Origin of the sequence: Stutzerimonas tarimensis (assembly GCF_042648805.1) — a bacterium.
GTDB lineage: Bacteria > Pseudomonadota > Gammaproteobacteria > Pseudomonadales > Pseudomonadaceae > Azomonas > Azomonas tarimensis.
The window spans coordinates 96,592-114,671 of record NZ_JBHRXZ010000018.1 but is presented as its reverse complement, the minus strand read 5'-3'; the positions used below and the strand labels follow the sequence as shown (position 1 = coordinate 114,671).

Annotated in this window: 15 protein-coding genes; 9 read left to right on the top strand and 6 right to left on the bottom strand. The window is 64.6% G+C overall.

Annotation, left to right across the window (positions count from 1 at the left end; all coding sequences use genetic code 11):
• The first annotated feature begins 494 nt into the window (after positions 1-494).
• The 5 genes from ACFOMF_RS08940 to ACFOMF_RS08920 all read left to right on the top strand — a co-directional run bounded on the left by ACFOMF_RS08940 (position 495) and on the right by ACFOMF_RS08920 (position 7,795).
• Positions 495-1,814, top strand: coding sequence for a CmpA/NrtA family ABC transporter substrate-binding protein (locus tag ACFOMF_RS08940; RefSeq protein ID WP_386363906.1), 1,320 nt, complete (start codon positions 495-497; stop codon positions 1,812-1,814).
• Positions 1,815-1,844: 30 nt separating this feature from the next.
• Entirely contained in the window at positions 1,845-2,711 is an 867-nt protein-coding gene (gene ntrB, locus ACFOMF_RS08935; RefSeq protein ID WP_386363903.1) for a nitrate ABC transporter permease, read from the top strand.
• Positions 2,712-2,726: 15 nt separating this feature from the next.
• Complete coding sequence (locus ACFOMF_RS08930; protein ID WP_386363900.1) at positions 2,727-3,512, top strand: ABC transporter ATP-binding protein; 786 nt, start codon at positions 2,727-2,729, stop codon at positions 3,510-3,512.
• Positions 3,513-3,861: 349 nt separating this feature from the next.
• Positions 3,862-5,313: an acetamidase/formamidase family protein gene (locus ACFOMF_RS08925; RefSeq protein ID WP_386363897.1), complete on the top strand. Its 1,452-nt coding sequence runs from the start codon at positions 3,862-3,864 to the stop codon at positions 5,311-5,313.
• 67 nt (positions 5,314-5,380) lie between these two features.
• Positions 5,381-7,795, top strand: a complete 2,415-nt coding sequence (locus tag ACFOMF_RS08920) for an acetamidase/formamidase family protein (RefSeq protein ID WP_386363894.1) — start codon at positions 5,381-5,383, stop codon at positions 7,793-7,795.
• A gap of 100 nt (positions 7,796-7,895) precedes the next feature.
• Here the strand turns inward: ACFOMF_RS08920 and mdtD are convergent, their stop codons facing one another.
• Complete coding sequence (gene mdtD, locus ACFOMF_RS08915) at positions 7,896-9,311, bottom strand: multidrug transporter subunit MdtD (RefSeq protein ID WP_386363891.1); 1,416 nt, start codon at positions 9,309-9,311, stop codon at positions 7,896-7,898.
• 163 nt (positions 9,312-9,474) lie between these two features.
• Positions 9,475-9,684: a hypothetical protein gene (locus tag ACFOMF_RS08910; protein ID WP_386363888.1), complete on the bottom strand. Its 210-nt coding sequence runs from the start codon at positions 9,682-9,684 to the stop codon at positions 9,475-9,477.
• 228 nt (positions 9,685-9,912) lie between these two features.
• Between ACFOMF_RS08910 and ACFOMF_RS08905 the strand changes: the two genes are divergently transcribed.
• Positions 9,913-10,224: a c-type cytochrome gene (locus tag ACFOMF_RS08905; RefSeq protein WP_386363885.1), complete on the top strand. Its 312-nt coding sequence runs from the start codon at positions 9,913-9,915 to the stop codon at positions 10,222-10,224.
• Between the two features lie 136 nt (positions 10,225-10,360).
• On the opposite strand, the gene ACFOMF_RS08900 is transcribed toward ACFOMF_RS08905, so the two are convergent.
• The 3 genes from ACFOMF_RS08900 to ACFOMF_RS08890 all read right to left on the bottom strand — a co-directional run bounded on the left by ACFOMF_RS08900 (position 10,361) and on the right by ACFOMF_RS08890 (position 12,462).
• The gene (locus ACFOMF_RS08900) at positions 10,361-11,071 is read right to left on the bottom strand and encodes a type 1 glutamine amidotransferase domain-containing protein (protein ID WP_386363882.1); all 711 of its coding nucleotides are present in this window, start codon (positions 11,069-11,071) and stop codon (positions 10,361-10,363) included.
• Between the two features lie 87 nt (positions 11,072-11,158).
• Complete coding sequence (locus tag ACFOMF_RS08895; protein ID WP_386363879.1) at positions 11,159-11,581, bottom strand: DUF192 domain-containing protein; 423 nt, start codon at positions 11,579-11,581, stop codon at positions 11,159-11,161.
• Positions 11,578-12,462: a pseudouridine synthase gene (locus tag ACFOMF_RS08890; protein ID WP_386363876.1), complete on the bottom strand. Its 885-nt coding sequence runs from the start codon at positions 12,460-12,462 to the stop codon at positions 11,578-11,580. The genes ACFOMF_RS08895 and ACFOMF_RS08890 overlap by 4 nt, the downstream gene beginning before the upstream one ends.
• Positions 12,463-12,624: 162 nt before the next feature.
• Here ACFOMF_RS08890 and ACFOMF_RS08885 point away from each other — a divergent pair, with 162 nt between their 5' ends.
• Positions 12,625-13,515, top strand: coding sequence for a CHAD domain-containing protein (locus ACFOMF_RS08885; RefSeq protein WP_386363873.1), 891 nt, complete (start codon positions 12,625-12,627; stop codon positions 13,513-13,515).
• Here the strand turns inward: ACFOMF_RS08885 and ACFOMF_RS08880 are convergent.
• Entirely contained in the window at positions 13,512-14,843 is a 1,332-nt protein-coding gene (locus tag ACFOMF_RS08880) for an amidohydrolase family protein (RefSeq protein ID WP_386363870.1), read from the bottom strand. The two genes, ACFOMF_RS08885 and ACFOMF_RS08880, sit on opposite strands and share 4 nt — an antisense overlap.
• A gap of 327 nt (positions 14,844-15,170) precedes the next feature.
• Between ACFOMF_RS08880 and ACFOMF_RS08875 the strand changes: the two genes are divergently transcribed.
• Complete coding sequence (locus ACFOMF_RS08875) at positions 15,171-16,967, top strand: thiamine pyrophosphate-requiring protein (protein ID WP_386363867.1); 1,797 nt, start codon at positions 15,171-15,173, stop codon at positions 16,965-16,967.
• A complete protein-coding gene (locus ACFOMF_RS08870; RefSeq protein WP_386363864.1) occupies positions 16,967-18,073 on the top strand; it encodes an enolase C-terminal domain-like protein in 1,107 nt (368 codons plus the stop codon). The genes ACFOMF_RS08875 and ACFOMF_RS08870 overlap by 1 nt, the downstream gene beginning before the upstream one ends.
• Positions 18,074-18,080: the final 7 nt, after the last annotated feature.

Genomic DNA, 18,080 nt, shown 5'->3' with positions numbered 1-18,080 from the left:
GCCTTCGCCCTTATGCAGGAGTAGGCGTGCTCGCGAAGAGCAATGCGTCCCACGGCACCGGCACCTGCAAACCCGCGTTCATGTAAAGCCGCATAGGGTCGCGACAGAAAGCACCCCTTTAATGCACAAGGCTATCGCGACGCGCTTTTTGCGCCCCGCCTCTGTGCACCTCTCCCCTTCTGGAATGGGGCCTTCTGGCGATACGGCGGACTGCTCAGGACCGGCGGTCACCCCTGACGATCAAGCGCATATGCCAGCTGGAAAGGCCAACCCCTTGATTTCAGTTGCTTAGGCTGGAGAAAGCTGCCTGACCTGTCATTCAGGAACTGCCAGCAGTCCGGCGATGCTGAAAAACATGGCACGCAAGGTGCTTTGTCCTGAACAACCGCATTGCGGCAAACACACTCGATTTTGGACAACGGCGTCCACGCTCATCCCGGCTTCTGGCTGGTCAGCGTGACGCCGTTTTTTTTGTGCCCGAAGGAAACTGGACCATGACCGACAAGCCGACTCAAGACGACAACACCAGCACCGTTAGCGCTTCTCGCCGCCGCTTTTTGAAAAGCTCGATTCTGGCGGCCAGCGGCATGGCCCTGCTCGGCGGCATGCCCGGTATCCGTTCGGCCGCCTGGGCCGCCGGTGGCGATGTGGAAACCACCAAGGTCAAGCTCGGCTTCATCGCCCTGACCGACGCTGCGCCGCTGTTCGTTGCCGATGAGAAAGGCTTCTTCGCCAAATATGGCATGACCGGCGTCGAAGTCCTCAAGCAGACGTCCTGGGGCACCATCCGCGACAACCTGGTGCTGGGTGGCGCGCGCAACGGTATCGACGGCGCGCACATCCTGACGCCCATGCCTTACCAGTTGAGCGTCGGCAGCATCAACAACGGCCAGCCGGTGCCCATGAGCATCCTTGCCCGCCTCAACCTCAACGGCCAGGGCATTTCGCTGGGCAGGGAATACGCCGACCTCAAGGTTGGCACCGATTCGAGCCTGCTCAAGGACGCCTTCGCCGCGAAGAAGGCCCGCGGCACCAATGCGTCCGCGGCGGTCACCTTCCCGGGCGGTACCCATGATCTGTGGATGCGCTACTGGCTGGCGGCCGGCGGTATCAACCCGAACAGCGACGTCTCCACCATCGTGGTTCCGCCGCCGCAGATGGTCGCCAACATGAAGGTCGGCAGCATGGATACCTTCTGCGTGGGCGAGCCTTGGAACGACCAGTTGATCAACCAGAAGATCGGCTATTCCGCACTGACCACCGGCGAACTCTGGACCAACCACCCGGAAAAATCCCTGGCCCTGCGCAGTGATTTCGTGGAAGCCAACCCCAACGCCTCCAAAGCGCTGGTGATGGCCGTTATGGAAGCGCAGATGTTCTGCGAGGACATGGCCAACAAAGAGGAAGTGGCGGCAATCTGCGCCAAGCGGCGCTGGATCAGCGCACCCGCCAAGGACATCGTCAGCCGCCTGCAGGGCACCTTCGACTACGGCACTGGCCGCGTCGAGGAAAACAGCCCGCACCTGATGCGTTTCTGGAGCGAGCACGCCTCCTACCCCTACCAGAGCCACGATCTGTGGTTCCTCACCGAGAACAAGCGCTGGGGCTATCTGCCGGCGGACCTGAACAACCAGGCGCTGATCGCCAAGGTGAACCGCGAGGACATCTGGCGCGCCGCGGCCAGCGAAATGAATCTGCCGGCGGATCAGATACCTACTTCTACTTCCCGGGGCGTCGAGACCTTCTTCGACGGCAAGACCTTCGACCCGGAAAACCCGCAAGCCTATCTCGACAGCCTGAGCATCAAGGCCTAACCGCTTACCCGCTCCCTGAGGAAAACGCCCATGAATGCCAACGTGAAAATCCAGCCTGCGACCACCCCGGTCCTCCTTTCCGAACCGTCCCGGCTCGCCCGGACCGGCACCCGCCTGCTGCGAGGCTTCACGCAACAGGTATTGCCGCCCATGGTGGTGATCCTTGTTCTGGGCGTGATCTGGGAAATGCTCTGCTCCGGTCCTGGCGCCGCCCTGCCGCCGCCCTCGCTGGTACTCGAAGAAACCTGGGAACTGATCATCCACCCCTTCTACGACAACGGCGGCAACGACAAGGGCCTGGCCTGGCAGTTGCTGGCGAGCCTTGAGCGGGTCGCCGTCGGCTACGCCTTCGCCGTGGTGGTCGGGGTCGGCCTCGGTGTACTGATAGGCCAGTCCGACTGGGCCATGCGCGGCCTCGACCCGCTGTTCCAGGTGCTGCGCACCGTGCCGCCGCTGGCCTGGCTGCCGCTGTCGCTGGCGGGCTTCCAGGATAGCCATCCCTCGGCGCTGTTCGTGATCTTCATCACCGCAATCTGGCCGATCATCATCAACACCGCGGTGGGCATCCGCAATATTTCCCAAGACTACCGCAACGTGGCCAAGGTGCTGCAGCTCAACGGCCTGGAGTACTTCAAGACCATCATGCTCCCAGCCGCCGCGCCCTACATTTTCACTGGCCTGCGGATCGGTGTCGGCCTCTCCTGGCTGGCCATCATCGCCGCGGAAATGCTGATCGGCGGCGTGGGCATCGGCTTCTTCATCTGGGATGCGTGGAATGCCTCGCGCATCAGCGACATCATTCTTGCGCTCATCTACATCGGCGTCGTCGGCTTCATCCTCGACCGCCTGGTGGCCTTCATCGGCCAGCGTATCACCCATGGCGCCCCTGCGGCCTGATCAGAGGATCGAGACATGACCAGCTACCTCTCCATCGAAAAACTCGACAAGAGCTTCCAGCGCGGCAACATCGCCTCCCAGGTGCTCAAGGACATCAACCTGGAGATCGCCAAGGGCGAATTCATCTCCATCATCGGCCACTCCGGCTGCGGCAAGTCCACGGTGCTGAACATCGTCGCCGGACTGCTGGACTCCAGCACCGGCGGGGTGATCCTCGACGGCAAGGAAGTCAGAGGCCCAGGCCCTGACCGCAGCATGGTGTTCCAGAACCACTCGCTGTTGCCCTGGCTGACCGTCTACCAGAACGTCGAAGTCGCGGTGAACAAGGTATTCAAGCGCAGCATGAACAAGGCCGAGCGCAAGGAGTGGATCGAGCACAACCTCAGGCTGGTGAACATGGGCCATGCCATGAACAAGTACCCGCAGGAGATCTCCGGCGGCATGAAGCAGCGCGTCGGCATCGCCCGGGCGCTGTCGATCAAGCCCAAGGTGCTGTTGCTGGACGAACCCTTCGGCGCGCTGGACGCCCTCACCCGCGCTCACCTGCAGGACGAGGTGATGAAGATCCAGAAGGACCTGGGCAACACCATGATGATGATCACCCACGATGTGGACGAGGCCGTGCTGCTCTCCGACCGCATCGTGATGATGACCAACGGCCCGAGCGCCACCATCGGCGAGATCCTCGAGGTGAAGCTGCCGCGACCCCGCGACCGCATCGCCCTGGCCGATGACCCGGAATACAACCGCTACCGCGCCGCCGTGCTGCACTTTTTGCACGAGAAGCACAAGATGCATTAAAGGGCGAAGAGCCGAAAAAGCGCGCAGGAAACGCGCCGAAGGCTGGACGATTGTCCGGCCTTCTTTTTATCGGCCGCCTGGCCGCATTGGTCCGCCACAAGCGCTTCTACTGGGCTCTGTTCCGCATCCGGGGTGCAGGGGCGCCCGTGGGTCGAGCGGGCCGCCCGGACCTGGTCGGGTACCGATCGGCACCAGCCCGCTGGACTCGGTGGTTTGTTTGTCCGCATCCAGGTTCGACAAGTAATCGTGCGCCCCCAGACAAGCAGCCGGTTCTCCCGCCCCGATAATCAACTCACCCCGCGCCGGGCAGCACCGGCGTGTCGACCGAGATGACAGGAAGGAGCAAACAATGCAGGACCATGTCTGTAGCCCAGGATGCACGCACGGGGTTACCCCCGAGACGGAGAAGGACATCACTGAAGAGTTCCAGGAGTCCCGACGCCGATTCCTGCGTGACGCCATGGTCATCGGCGGCGGCGCCGCAACGCTGGGAGCGATGAGCATGCCCGCTGGCGCTTTTGCTGCCAGCGCCAGCACCAGCCCGGGCGCCGGCAATGCCAGCCACTACTACATTCCTGCCAGCGTGGAAACCGTGCTTTGGGGCTATTTCAGCAAATCGGCAAAGCCTGTCGTCGAGCTGAACTCCGGCGATTTCGCCACCATCGAGACGTTGACCCATCACGCGAATGACGACGCAGAGCGGATGGTCAAGGGCGATCCCGGCGCCGAAAGCATTTTCTATTGGGACGCCCAGCGCAAGGGCGTCGATCGTCGCGGCGCCGGCCCCATGGACGCGAAGATCGGCGCCGGCGCTGGCGCCGGAGTTCACATCCTCACCGGCCCGGTGCACATCAACGGCGCCGAACCCGGCGATGTTCTGGAAGTGCGCATCATCGACGTCGCCCCGCGCCCAAGCGGCAATGCAGCCTTCAAGGGACGAACCTACGGTAGCAACGTCGCCGCCGCGTGGGGCTTTCAGTACGGTGACCTACTGACCGAGCCGAAAAAGCGCGAGGTAGTGACCATTTACGAGGTGGATGCCACCGGTGAGCGAAACTGGGCACGAGCCGTGTACAACTACCGCTGGACGCCTCAGACCGACCCATTCGGCATCGTCCACCCCACAATCGATTATCCTGGCGTTCCGGTCGATCGCAGCACGATCAGCGAAAACCACGGCATTCTGAAGAACATCCGGGTGCCGATCCGGCCCCACTTCGGCACCATCGGCGTGGCTCCAGCCGAGGCAGACATGGTCACCTCCATCCCGCCGAGCTATACCGGCGGCAACATCGACAACTGGCGGATCGGCAAGGGCGCAACGCTCTATTATCCAGTGGCCGTGAAGGGCGCAATGTTCACGGTGGGCGACCCCCATGCCTCGCAAGGCGATTCCGAACTATGCGGTACCGCCATCGAGTGTTCGCTGACCGGGACCTTTCAGTTCATCCTGCACAAGAAGTCCGACCTACCTGGTACGCCATTGGCCGAACTGCATTATCCGCTGCTCGAAACCCAGGATGACTGGGTACTGCACGGTTTCAGCTATGCCAACTATCTGGCCGAACTGGGACCCAACGCTCAGGATGAGATCTACAACAAATCATCGGTGGACCGGGCCATGCGCGACGCCTATCGCAAGATGCGCCACTTCCTGATGACCACCCAGGGACTGGGCGAGGACGAGGCCATTTCGTTGATGTCGATCGCGGTGGATTTTGGCATCACCCAAGTGGTCGACGGCAACTGGGGCGTGCACGCCATCATCAACAAGGGCATGTTCCCTGCCAGGGAGACATGACCCACAGACTCGCCGTGCCGGAACCCAAGCATCCCGGCACGGCGGTTTCGCTTTACCGGAGACAGCATTGAACGATCTGCGACGGATATCCTTTGGTGCCCTGCCCCAGGGCCTGCGCCAGGCAGCACTGGAAGACGTCTTCGCCCGGCTGCGCCTGCTGACCAGCCAGTCCCAGGCAGCCCTGGCGGACGACTGCCTCACCCTCTGCAGCTCGCCTCGGGGCTCGCAGTTTCTCCAGCTGTCCGCCTCACCGCAGGTGTTGATGCCCATGCCTGCCGATGTTCGCAGCCGGGCGGTATTTCTCGTCGCCCTGCTGAGCGGTCGCGGTCAAATAACCGAGGGCAGCGAGAAACTGGCCATCCAGAGCGGTGAGCTTCTCCTGCTGGACCCGGCGCGCGCCTGGCGCCTCGAGCTGACAAGCGAGTTCCGCGCCGTGCTGGTCCGCCTCGAAAATGCCAGCTTCGTTCTTCGCCTGGTACACACCGGCACCCTGAGCGCCAATCGGATCGCCGCGTCGAGCGGCGGTGTCGCTGCCATCTGCCAGGCCCTGGTGCGGTCGATCGGAGAGCAACTCGGCCGGCTCGATCTCGCTGAGACGGCCCCACTGGAAGCGACCCTTGGCGATTTGCTGGTAGCCAGTCTGGCGCGCAACGACAGCTCAGCGGTTGACGATCCCTCTGCCGTGCAGCTCGTCCACCTGCGTCGGGTATGTGCCCGTATCGAGCCGCGACTGGGGGACGATCAGTTACAGATCGACGACATTGCCCGCCTCGAAGGTTTTTCCACCCGCTATGTACAAAAACTGTTCAAGGCCGGCTCGACCACTTTTGGTGAATACCTCAAACAGAGACGGCTGGAACGCTGTCGGCTGGATCTGTCGGACCCTTCGTTATCCCGCTTCAGCATTTCCGACTTGTGCTTTCGGTGGGGATTTCGCGACGCGGCCAACTTCAGCCGAGCCTTTTCCGCCGCCTTCGGCATGGCGCCCAGAACCTATCGGGCCATGCCAAAGGCGGCGTCGGCAGCCCCGCTCCAGCGTGGAAGGCCAGAACAGCCTTCGTCGGCCCATCAGCCCCATCCCGGAGCACCGCGCAGTGAACTGCCACGGCGACACCCCCACGAGGTGTTGAGGGACCAGTCCCACTACAGCCTTTCCCTGGTCCTGGCACCCAAGCGCGCCACGGCTGATGGCCTCCCCGAGCCCGGGAGCCCCCGGCATTACTACGTTCCGGTATCGGAAAAGACCGTCCACTGGGGCTATTTCAGCCGCTCGATCAAGCCGGTGCTGTCGGTGAATTCCGGCGATCTGGTGACCATCGAGACGCTGACCCAGCATGCTTCGGACGATTGCGAGCGGATGATTCAAGGGGATCCGGGCGCTGAGAGCGTGTTTCGCTGGACTCCCGATGAAAAGGCGGTTGATCGGCGCGGCGCGGGTCCAATGGATGCGTCCATCTTCGGGCGCGGCGCCGGCGAGGGTTTCGGCGTGCATATCTGTACCGGCCCGGTGTACGTCCGGGACGCCGAGCCGGGCGATGTGCTGGAGATCCGTATCCTCGACATCATGCCCAGGCCGAGCGGCCACCCGGATCATCAGGGCAAGGTGTACGGCAGCAATGCCGCCACCTGGTGGGGCTACCAGTACGGTGACCTGGTGACCGAGCCAAAGAAGCGAGAGGTCGTGACCCTCTACGAAATCGATACCGTCAACCAGCCGCCCCTGGCCAGAGCTCTCTATAATTACCGCTGGACACCCCAGACCGACCCCTACGGGGTCATCCACCCGACCATCGACTACCCGGGCGTACCGGTGGACCCTACAACGATAGAACGACGCTTCGGTGTGCTTAAGGATGCCGTGGTGCCGGTCCGGCCCCACTTCGGCGTTCTCGCGGTGGCGCCCAAGGAGCACGGTGCGGTGGATTCCATTCCACCGAGCTATTTCGGCGGCAACCTGGACAATTGGCGGGCCGGCAAAGGCGCTCGGCTGTTCCTCCCTGTATCGGTAGAGGGCGCCCTGTTCTCGGTTGGCGATCCGCACGCCTCCCAAGGCGATTCAGAACTTTGCGGCACAGCCATCGAGTGCTCGCTGACCGGGGTGTTCCAACTGGTGCTGCACAAGAAACGGGACCTCGCGGGCAACTTCCTCGGCGAACTCAATTACCCTTTCCTCGATACCCCTGATCACTGGGTACTGCAGGGTATGAGCTTCTCCAATTACCTGGCCGAACTCGGACCCAAGGCCCAGACCCAGGTCTACCGCGAGTCCTCGTTGGACGCGGCCATGCGCGACGCCTTTCACAAGACCCGACATTACCTGATGACGGCTCATCGACTGACTGAAGACGAAGCCGTCTCTCTTATCTCGGTGGCGGTCGATTTCGGCATCACCCAGGTGGTGGACGGTAACGTAGGCGTGCACGCCGTCATCGACAAAGCGATTTTCCCAAATGCCAAGGAGACGTCCCCAGCGGGATCCTGACAGAGACTGCTGGCCGGCGAGCTGGACACCGCGATTCGCCAGGAGCTCCAAGCGGCGCTGGATACCCATCAGGTGAGCAGCCAGGCCGCCAACGCCCGATCTACTCCGTCAGCCTGGAACTGTCGTCGGCCGGACCATGGGTGTCGGACTTGTCCAGTTGCAGGAACAGCGGCGCCGCCAGCATCGCCAGCGCGCCGACGCACAGGAAGGTCAGGTGAAAGGCCTGCAGCACCGCCTCGTCGCCACCGGGGTGGGTGAAGCCGCCCAGTAGTGCGGCGGCGGTAGCCACCCCTAGGCTCATCGACAGCTGTACCACCACCGATAGCAGGCTGTTGCCGCTGCTGGCCTGCTCGTTGCTCAGGCCCAGCAGGGTCACGGTGTTCATGGCAGTGAACTGCAGCGAGTTGACCATTCCGATCAGTCCGAGGTGGACGATGAGCCAGACGAGCGAGGTATCGCCACCCACCAACGACAGGCCGCCGATCAGCCCGCCCAGCAACAGCGTATTGCCTGTCAGGGTGGCGCGGTAGCCAAAGCGGTCGATCACTGGCTTGGCCAAGGGCTTGATGGCCATGGCGCCGAGCGCCAGCGGGATCATCATCATCCCCGCCTGGGCAGGCGAATAGCCCAGCGCCACCTGCAGCAGCAACGGCACCAGAAAGGGCAACGCACCACTGCCCAGCCGGGCGAACAGGTTGCCGAGAATGCCCACCGAAAAGCTGCGGGTGTGGAACAGGCTCGGGCTGAAGAGCGGCTGGCGGGCGCGGGTTGCATGCAACCAGTAGGTGGCCAGGCAGGCGACACCGCCAAACAGCAGCAGCATGACCCGCGCATGGGGCATCTGCTCGCTGCCGAGCCCTTCCAGGGCGACCGTGATCAGTACCATGGCGGCGCCAAAGAGCAGGAACCCCAGGGTGTCGAAGGGCATCCGCTCGCCTCGCAGGTCCGGCATGTAGCGCAGCGCCACCAGGCAACCGATCACGCCTACCGGCAGGTTGATGAGAAAGATCCAGTGCCAGGAGGCGTACTGCACCAACCAGCCGCCCAGGGTGGGGCCGAGCAACGGCCCCACCAGGCCAGGCAAGGCGATCAGGGTCATGACCCGGACGAACTCACTGCGTGGAAACACCCGCAGCACGGTCAGTCGCCCCACCGGCAACATCAACGCGCCGCCGATGCCCTGCAGCACCCGTGAGGCGAGCAACTGATTCAGGCTTTGCGACAGCGCGCAGGCCAGCGAGCCGAGACTGAACAGCACGATCGCCAGGATGAAGATCCGCCGCGTGCCGAAACGGTCCGCCAGCCAGCCCGACGCCGGGATCAGCAGGGCTACGGTAAGCATGTAGGCGATCACCACGCCCTGCATGCGCAGCGGGTTCTCCGCCAGATCCCGTGCCATCGCCGGCAAGGCGGTGTTGAGGATGGTCCCATCCAGGGTCTGCATGAAAAACGCGATGGCGACAAGCCAGGGCAATATGCGAAGGGTCTGGGCATCCTGCGGGGCGGTCACGGGCATCGGGAGTCCTGACGGCAAAGGGCTCAATGATAGATGAATGGCTTCGAAAGCGCGGCCCGGACGGACCCTGGCAGAGAGGCGCGTGAGCGCGGAATGCAAAATGCGGGAGCGGGACGACCTGGATGCAGCGCCAGGCGGATGACCGCCCCCGTGCGGGAGACGACTAGATGCCTTCGCTGCCCGAGTATTCTTCGGTCGCGCGCGCCACCGCCTCGCGCCAGCCGCTGGATTCGTCTGCCAGCATGCGCAAGGCCTTGAGGCTCGACTCGAAGGCGTCCCGGTAATGGATCGGGTCATTCTCGCTTACGGCGCGTCCCGCCTGCTCTTCTGCCCGTGCCAGGAGTGATTCGAAGGCTTCTTTGTCCAGTGCCATGGTCCTAAATCCTCGACAGATGTTGTGGTGCAGGTTGGACATCCAGGGACTGGGGCCATTCCCTACCAAAACAGTATCAACCTCTTTTGCCGACCGGGGTCTATTGATACTGGATAGCCTGGCTGCGGCGCTGATTGCGCGCTGCGCTTATTGGACTCAACATATACCTGCCCGACAGCCGGGCACCCGAGCGCGCAGACGCTCGCCATAGCCTGAGGAAAAGCAAGCATGAACAAAGTAGTGGTTTCCCTGTTCGCCCTGGCGGGTGCGCTGGCCCAGCCGGCCTTTGCGCAAGACGCCGAGACCCTGCTCAACAGCAAGGCCTGCCTGGCCTGCCACAAGACCGACACTCAGCTGGTAGGCCCGTCCTACCAGGCCATCGCCGAGAAATACGCCGACGACGAGAACGCCGTCGAGATGCTGGCCGGCAAGATCAGGAACGGCAGCCAGGGGGTCTGGGGCCAGATCCCTATGCCGCCAAACCAGGTCACCGAAGACGAGGCCCGCGTCCTCGCCGAATGGGTGATGGAGCAGAACTAGGCAACACGGGGGTGTCTGGGCAATCCGGGCACCTCCAGCCTGTTACCGGGGATGTCAGCCCGGCTGCCCGTCATCGACCCGCGCATAAGTCAGCATCCTGCCGTAGTGCCAGACGCGGTTCGCTTGCCGCGGTGCTTTAGCCTGAAGAGGCACCGCCTGCCACGCCCCGGATTTCCAGAAGGCGGATCAGCGCTTCGGCCGCGGGCTCCGAAGACGCCGGATTCTGGCCGGTGATCAAGAGTCCGTCCACCCTGACGTAGGGCCCCCAGTCGTCGCCTTTGCTGTACTGCCCACCGCGCGCGCGCAACTCGTCCTCCAGCAGGAAGGGCACCACATCGGTGAGCTCGACGCCCGCTTCCTCAGAGTTGGCAAAGCCCGTGACCAGCTTGCCCTTGACCAGATACTCCCCGTCCGGACCGCGAGCATTGAGCAACACCGCAGGCGCATGGCAAACCGCGGCGACAGGCTTGCCCGCGTCGATGAACCCCTCGATCAGCGAGATGGCCACCGGGTTTTCCGTCAGGTCCCACAGCGGACCGTGGCCACCGGGAAAGAACAGGGCATCGAAATCGACCGCCGACACCTCATCGAGCCGGAAGGTGCTGGCAAGCCGGGCCCGGGCCTCGCTGTCGGCCTCGAAGCGGCGGGTCATCGCGGTTTGCGCCTGCTCTTCCGCGCTTTTCGGATCCAGCGGCGGCTGCCCTCCCCGCGGTGACGCCAGCACGATCTCGGCGCCCTCGTCCTTGAGCAGGTAAAAGGGCGCGGCGAACTCCTCGAGCCAGAACCCGGTCGGCTTTCCGGTATCGCCCAGCTGGGCGTGGGACGTGAGCACCATCAGGATTTTCATGTGGGATCCTCGGATAGACGGGTGGTCATCCTTCGACCCGGACCTCGCGCATCCTGCTCAACCGCAGCGGCCGGCCCCGCCAGGCGGCTAGGGCTGCCCCGGCAGGCCCTCGACTCGATCACCCGGCCGAACGCCCTGCGCCTTGAACCAGCCCTGGTTGGCTTCCACCGCGTAGCGCGCCGGCCGACGCGAGCATTTCAGCTGCAGATCACCGGGATGCAGGTCGACAATATTGATCACCCGCCTGGCCTCATCGAGAAAAGCAGCTGACAGCGGCAGCCAAGTGTTCTTCATCCACAAACACTGGCGGGCGGTTTCCGGAAAGATGAACAGCATGCCACGCGACTCGCCCAGCTCGTCTCGCTCCATCAACCCGCGCTGGCGCTCGGTGGCGGTGGCAGCCACCTCGACCTGCAACGCCTGCCCGGCAAAGACCAGGCTGACCTCGGCACAGGCCGCGCCAGGCAGCAGCCACGCGCACAGGGCAACCGCCGACGCCCAGGCCCTCACCAGCAGAGCTCCAGCTCGCTGTCGAAGCGGCGCGGCTGGCCGGTCAGCGGATCGTCGAAGCACAAGCGCTTCGCCAGCAGTTTGAGCGGACGGGAATAGTCCTCCCGCTCGCGCTCGTCCCGCTCCAGCAGGGTTGGATACAGCGGGTCATTGCAGATGCCGGCACCCAGCGCCGCCATGTGCACGCGCAGCTGATGCTTGCGCCCGGTCACCGGATACAGCCCGTAGCGCCACCAGTCACCACGGCGCTCGATCACCTCGACCCGCGTCTCGCTATTGATCGGGCCCTCGGTCTCCGTCATCAGGAAGAACAACTCGCCGTCCTGCAACCGGGAGCGACGCCACAGGGGAAACTCGAGATCGGGCAGAGCCGGGCAGATCGCCTCGTAGAACTTGTCGATCCTGCGTTGGCGAAACAGCGCCTGGTACGCCCCGCGGCTGGCCGGGTTGGCGGAAAGCAGCACCAGCCCGGCGGTGAGCCGATCGATACGGTGCAGGGGCGCCAGGTCCGGGTTGCCCAGTTCGGCGCAGAGACGGTTGAGCAGCGTGCTCTTGACGTATTCGCCGCTCGGCTGAACCGGCAGGAAGTGCGGCTTGTCGGCGACGACCAAGTGCTCGTCCCGATACAGCACCCGAGCCTCGAAGGGGATCGACCGCTCCGCCGGCACCTCGCGAAAATACTGCACCCGCAGTCCCGCCTGATGGGGTCGCTCGGGCCCGATCGGCAGGCCTGCGGCGTCCAGTACCCTCCCCCGAGCCATGCGGTCGAGCCAGGTGGCGCGATTGATCGCCGGAAAGCGCGCGCACAGGCAGTCGAGCACGCTGGGCCAGTCGCCCTGGGGCAGGTGAACGATACTGGGCCGGGAGGAGCTGGGTTTCATCGCAATCGCGCCGGAGGACAGGACAGAGGGATTCTACCCGAGCCCGGCAAGGCACCGGGCAACAGAGAATTGTGACGATTTGATGAAGTTTTCCAGCGCAACTGTGCGGCCGCCCGTCGCCTCTATAGGCTCTCGTCCACGGACGTATGAAAGGAGCGGAGCATGACGTCATTTCGAATCAGTGCGCAGCAGCCAGCGAGTGAGGAAGTCCGTCGGGTCGCCCAGGATCGCCTGGAGCGTGCCATCGAGGCCATCGGCAAGGGAACCCCCAAGGGCGTGCATGACGCGCGCAAGCGGCTCAAGGAAGTCCGCGCCCTGCTGCGGCTGGTACGCAAGCCGCTGGGCAAGCGGGCCTTTGCCGCCTGCAATGGCCGGTTCCGCGACACCGCCCGCGAGCTGTCGACGCTGCGCGACGCCACAGCCATCGTCGAGTGCTGGGAAGCGCTGGCCGAACGGGAGCCGGCGCGCTTCGCCAGCCTGCCGTTCAAGCGCATCGAGGGGCGCCTGCTGGCCCGGGTCGAAGCCGAACCCGCCGAGCCTCGCGATCACCAGGCTCTGATCGAAGGATTGCGCGGCGCGGCCGACGCGGTCGGCGACTGGCCGCTGCGCAGCGAGGGCTTTTCCCTGTTCCGCGCCGGCCTGCTGCGCACCTACCAGGACGGCCGGCGGGCGATGAAGGCGGCCCAGCAGAACCCCAGCGACGAGTTGCTGCATGACTGGCGCAAGCGGGTCAAGGATCACTGGTATCAGACCCGCCTGTTGCGAGAGGCCTGGCCCAGGCTGTTCAAGGCACGCCAGAAAAGCCTGGAAACCCTCGCCGACTGCCTGGGCGACGACCACGACCTGGCGATGCTGCAGTTATTGATGAAAGAGCAGGCGGAACTGTTTGGCGCTCAGGTGACCTTCGACGAGCTGGCCGCCGTGGTTGCCCAGCGCCGCGCCGAGCTGCAATCGCGGGCCTGGCGCGAGGGCCATCTGTTGTACGCGGAGAAACCCGATGCGCTGGTCAGCCTGTGGGGCAACTACTGGCGCGTCGCGCGCAAGGAGCGCTAGGGCGCCGCCTGGTATTCGCGCTGCCCATAGCGCCACACCTGCTCCACCGAGCGAATGGCGTCGATATCCTCGAGCGGGTCGCCGGACAGGACCACGAAGTCGGCCACGCTCCCGGCCTGCAGCGAGCCGCGGTCTTCCAGGCCGAGCATGTCGGCGCTGCGTCGGGTGGCGGCGGCCAGTACCTGTCGAGCGGTCATGCCTGCGCTGGCCATGTGGCGCATTTCCAGGTATTCAGCGATACCCGGCACGCGCAACGCGGTGGCGCCCGAATCGGTGCCGAAGCCGATGCTCACCCCACCCCTGTGCAGCTGTCGCAGGTTTTCGATGTTCATCGCCACGCTCCGACGCGACTCGTCGCCCCCCTGCAGGGCTTCGTCACGCCAGGCCTGGCTGGCGATGGCTTCGCGCAGGGGCTGGCTGAAGGCACGACTGAAGAACGGATCCTCCAGCCATTCGGGGTGCTCGGCATACACATACTCGGCTTCGTCGATATTCACCGTCGGGATGTACCAAGTGTCACTGTCGCGCATCGCCTGGATGAATGCCTTGTCCACCGGCTGGTCGCGCACTCCGTGGGCAATGATATCCACCCCGGCATCCACCATGGCCCGGGCGTCCTCGAGGTCATGGATATGCGCGGCGACCCGCAGGCCGAGCGCATGGGCTTGCTCGATGGCCGCCTGGTAGACCTCGGGTGGTAGCTTGACGTCGTCCTCGCCTCCGGCTTGCAGCCAGATCTTGATCAGATCGACGCCCTGCTCCGCCATGTTCCGCACCGCCTGGCGACCTTCCTCGGCCGTGGTGGGCCGGACCGCCTGCTCGTCGCGCAGGTTCATCGCCGCGATGGGCGGCACCCCGCCTCGGGCGCCGATACCCGGTCCCGCACCGTAAAGGTCGGCACCCTGGTGCCCGGCCCCCCGATAGGCCTGGCGCAGCTCATGGAACAGTGGCGCGTTGAGGCCCAGCGCATTGACCAGGGTATACCCGTGATCACGATACTGACGCAGGTCGCGCAGCACGTTCTCACGGGTGTAGTGGCCGCCACCGTGCTCCAGGCCGGAAACCATGCCAACGTGACTGTGGGCGGCAATCATTCCCGGGATCACCACCTGCTCACCCAGATCCTCGACCCTGGCGCCGTCCGGAAGGCTCACCTCACCGCGCGGTCCCACCGCGACCACGCGGCCATCCTCGATGACCAGTCGCGCCTGCTCGATGACCCGACTGCCGTCGAAGAGCTTGCGACTTTCCACCACCAGTGTGTCACCAAAGGCCTGGGAGATACCCAGCGCCAGGGTCAGCAGGCCGATCCGCCAGGGTGCGGTCATGAAGACATCCTCCTCGCAAACGATGCTCAGAGAGACCTTCCACGCCGGGCGCCATTCGAGTGCCTCGCCATCATTTGTTTTCAGCAAATGACAGACAAGGGGGCGCCCGCCAGGCTGGCCGACCCTTGCGCAGCGGGTACACGGCACCGCGCGCCATCGCACCGGGCAGCTGGTCCGACCTCTCTGGCACCTCGGGGCGAAAAAAGCCCGAACCTCTAGGCCGAAGAGCCGTCAAGACGAGAACAAGCCTTCACCCAGCGACCCCGACGGCAGCCAGGCAAAACGAGGCTGTCCCCGTCGCGGATCACGCAAGCGAGGATTCTGCCCATGGCCATGACCGTCAGTGACTACTTCATCGATCGTTTGTACCAGTGGGGGGTTCGCCGCATCTACGGCTACCCGGGCGACGGGATCAACGGCATTCTTGGCGCGCTGCAGCGTTCGGGCGAAAAGATCCGCTTCATTCAGGCACGCCACGAAGAAATGGCAGCGTTCATGGCCTCGGCCGATGCCAAGTTCAGCGGCGGCCTGGGTGTCTGTCTGGCCACCTCCGGCCCCGGGGCCACACACCTGATCACCGGGCTTTACGATGCCCGGCTCGACCACATGCCGGTGCTCGCCATTGCCGGCCAGCAGGCGCGTGCCGGGCTGGGCGGTCACTACCAGCAGGAAGTCGATCTGCACTCCTTGTTCAAGGATGTGGCCGGCGCCCTCGTCGAGCAGGCCAGCACACCGCCGCAAGTGCGTCATCTGGTCGACCGGGGAATCCGTACCGCGGTCGGCGAGAGGCGGGTGACCGCGATCATCCTGCCCAACGATCTGCAGGAAGAAGAGTACAGCGAGCCACCGCATGCCCACGGTACCCTGCATTCAGGCATCGGCTACAGCCGACCGAAGGTGGTGCCCTATGAGAAAGATCTCCAGCGAGCCGCCGACGTGCTCAACGCCGGCAAGAAAGTGGCGATTCTGGTGGGTGCCGGTGCGCTGCAGGCCACCGACGAGGTCATATCGGTGGCCGAAAAGCTCGGCGCCGGAGCGGCCAAGGCGCTGCTGGGCAAGGCCGCACTGCCCGATGACCTGCCCTGGGTCACCGGGACCATCGGGCTGCTGGGCACCGAGCCGAGTTACGAACTGATGACAAAGTGCGACACCCTCCTGATGATCGGTTCGGGCTTCCCCTACTCCGAATTCCTGCCCGAAGAAGGCCAGGCGCGCGGCGTGCAGATCGATATAAAGCCCGACATGCTCAGCCTGCGCTACCCCATGGAAGTCCCTCTGGAAGGCGACTCGGCGGAAACCCTGCGCGCCCTGCTGCCGCTGCTGGAAGAAAAGACCGATCGCAGCTGGCGCAAGAAGATCGAGAAATCCCGCGAAGACTGGGAGAAAACCCTGACCGAGCGCGCCATGGCCAAATCCGATCCGGTCAATCCGCAGCGGGTCGCCTACGAGCTGTCACCGCTGCTGCCTGACCTGTCGATTATCACCAGCGATTCGGGATCCTGCGCCAACTGGTTCGCCCGCGATATCAAGATCCGCCGCGGCATGATGTGCTCGCTGTCGGGCGGCCTGGCTTCCATGGGCGCCGGGGTGCCCTACGCCATCGCCGCCAAGTTCGCCTACCCGGAGCGTCCGGTGGTGGCGCTGGTCGGTGACGGCGCCATGCAGATGAACAACATGGCCGAGCTGATCACCGTCGCCAAGTACTGGAAGGAATGGCAGAACCCCACCTGGATCTGCTGCGTGTTCAACAACGAAGACCTCAACCAGGTGACCTGGGAGCAGCGGGTAATGGCCGGCGATCCCAAGTTCGAAGCCTCGCAGAACATCCCCAACGTGCCCTATCACCGCTTCGCCGAGTCCATCGGGCTGAAGGGGATCTATGTCGACCGCGAGGATGCCGTCGCGGATGCCTGGAAAGAAGCCCTGGCCGCCGATCGGCCAGTACTGATCGAATTCAAGACCGACCCGAACGTGCCGCCGCTACCGCCACACGTCAAGTTCGCCCAGGCCAAGAAGTTCGCCACCACCTTGCTCCATGGCGATCCCGACCAGGCTGGCATCATCAAGCAGACCGCAAAACAAGTGCTGGGCAGCGTGGTGCCGGGTAGAGACAAGGACAAGTAATGGCCAGGCTCGATATCCCTGTCACCGCCGTTCGCGCTTCGGCCTACCGGATACCCACCGACCAGCCCGAGGCCGATGGCACCCTGGCCTGGAACGCGACCACCCTGGTGGTGGTCGAGGTGGACGCCGGAGGACATACCGGCTTGGGCTATACCTATGCCGACGCCGCCCTGCTGCCGTTGATCGACCGCACCCTGCGGGGTGTGATCGAGGGAGGGGATGTCATGAGCCCCTCGCGCACCAGCGAAGGCCTCTGGCATGCGGTACGCAACCTGGGCCGCTCCGGCCTCGCGGCCTGTGCCATTTCGGCGATCGACACCGCACTCTGGGACCTCAAGGCGCGGGTGCTGGGGCTGTCCCTGGCAGCGCTGCTTGGCCCGTTGCGCGACCGGGTGCCCGTTTACGGCAGCGGCGGCTTCACCGCCTACGACGACGGGCGACTGCGCGAGCAACTGGGTGGCTGGGCCGAGCAGGACGGCTGCCGCTGGGTGAAAATGAAGATCGGCGGCGAGCCGAGCCGGGAGCTGGCGCGCATCGAAGACGTGCTGGAGGCCATCGGCGAGGCGACGCTCTTCGTCGATGCCAATGGTGCCTACAGCAGCCGCCAGGCCATCGCCCTGGCGACGCAGATGGCTGACCTGGAGATCGGCTGGTTCGAGGAGCCGGTCAGCTCCGACGATCTCCAGGGGCTGCTCCGGGTACGCACGGCCCTGGATGCCGCCGGCACGCCGATGGACGTCGCGGCTGGGGAATATGCCTACACCCTGGACGATTTTCGCCACCTGTTGCAGGCCGGCGCGGTGGATGTGCTGCAGGCCGACCTGACTCGCTGCGGCGGGGTGACCGGCTTCATGCAGGCCGCCGCGCTCTGCGAAAGCTTTCATGTCGGGCTCTCGGCCCACTGCGCACCGGCGCTGCACCTGCCGGTGGCCTGTGCGGCACCCCGGCTGCTGCACCAGGAATGGTTTCACGATCACGCGCGGATCGAAGCCCTGCTGTTCGACGGCGCGCCCCGGCTGCAGCAGGGCCACATCACGCCCGATCTCGACGCGCCCGGTCACGGCCTGCAGTTCAGGCACGCCGACGCGCAGCGCCACATCATCTGACGAGGTC

What these genes read in the sequence shown, in the direction of transcription:
- ACFOMF_RS08910 (WP_386363888.1), bottom strand. Translation starts at nt 9,684, where the DNA reads ATGGCACTGGACAAAGAAGCCTTCGAATCACTCCTGGCACGGGCAGAA.
- mdtD (WP_386363891.1), bottom strand. Translation starts at nt 9,311, where the DNA reads ATGCCCGTGACCGCCCCGCAGGATGCCCAGACCCTTCGCATATTGCCC.
- ACFOMF_RS08940 (WP_386363906.1), top strand. Translation starts at nt 495, where the DNA reads ATGACCGACAAGCCGACTCAAGACGACAACACCAGCACCGTTAGCGCT.
- ACFOMF_RS08925 (WP_386363897.1), top strand. Translation starts at nt 3,862, where the DNA reads ATGCAGGACCATGTCTGTAGCCCAGGATGCACGCACGGGGTTACCCCC.
- ACFOMF_RS08875 (WP_386363867.1), top strand. Translation starts at nt 15,171, where the DNA reads ATGGCCATGACCGTCAGTGACTACTTCATCGATCGTTTGTACCAGTGG.
- ACFOMF_RS08890 (WP_386363876.1), bottom strand. Translation starts at nt 12,462, where the DNA reads ATGAAACCCAGCTCCTCCCGGCCCAGTATCGTTCACCTGCCCCAGGGC.
- ACFOMF_RS08930 (WP_386363900.1), top strand. Translation starts at nt 2,727, where the DNA reads ATGACCAGCTACCTCTCCATCGAAAAACTCGACAAGAGCTTCCAGCGC.
- ACFOMF_RS08905 (WP_386363885.1), top strand. Translation starts at nt 9,913, where the DNA reads ATGAACAAAGTAGTGGTTTCCCTGTTCGCCCTGGCGGGTGCGCTGGCC.
- ACFOMF_RS08885 (WP_386363873.1), top strand. Translation starts at nt 12,625, where the DNA reads ATGACGTCATTTCGAATCAGTGCGCAGCAGCCAGCGAGTGAGGAAGTC.
- ACFOMF_RS08880 (WP_386363870.1), bottom strand. Translation starts at nt 14,843, where the DNA reads ATGACCGCACCCTGGCGGATCGGCCTGCTGACCCTGGCGCTGGGTATC.
- ACFOMF_RS08900 (WP_386363882.1), bottom strand. Translation starts at nt 11,071, where the DNA reads ATGAAAATCCTGATGGTGCTCACGTCCCACGCCCAGCTGGGCGATACC.
- ACFOMF_RS08870 (WP_386363864.1), top strand. Translation starts at nt 16,967, where the DNA reads ATGGCCAGGCTCGATATCCCTGTCACCGCCGTTCGCGCTTCGGCCTAC.
- ntrB (WP_386363903.1), top strand. Translation starts at nt 1,845, where the DNA reads ATGAATGCCAACGTGAAAATCCAGCCTGCGACCACCCCGGTCCTCCTT.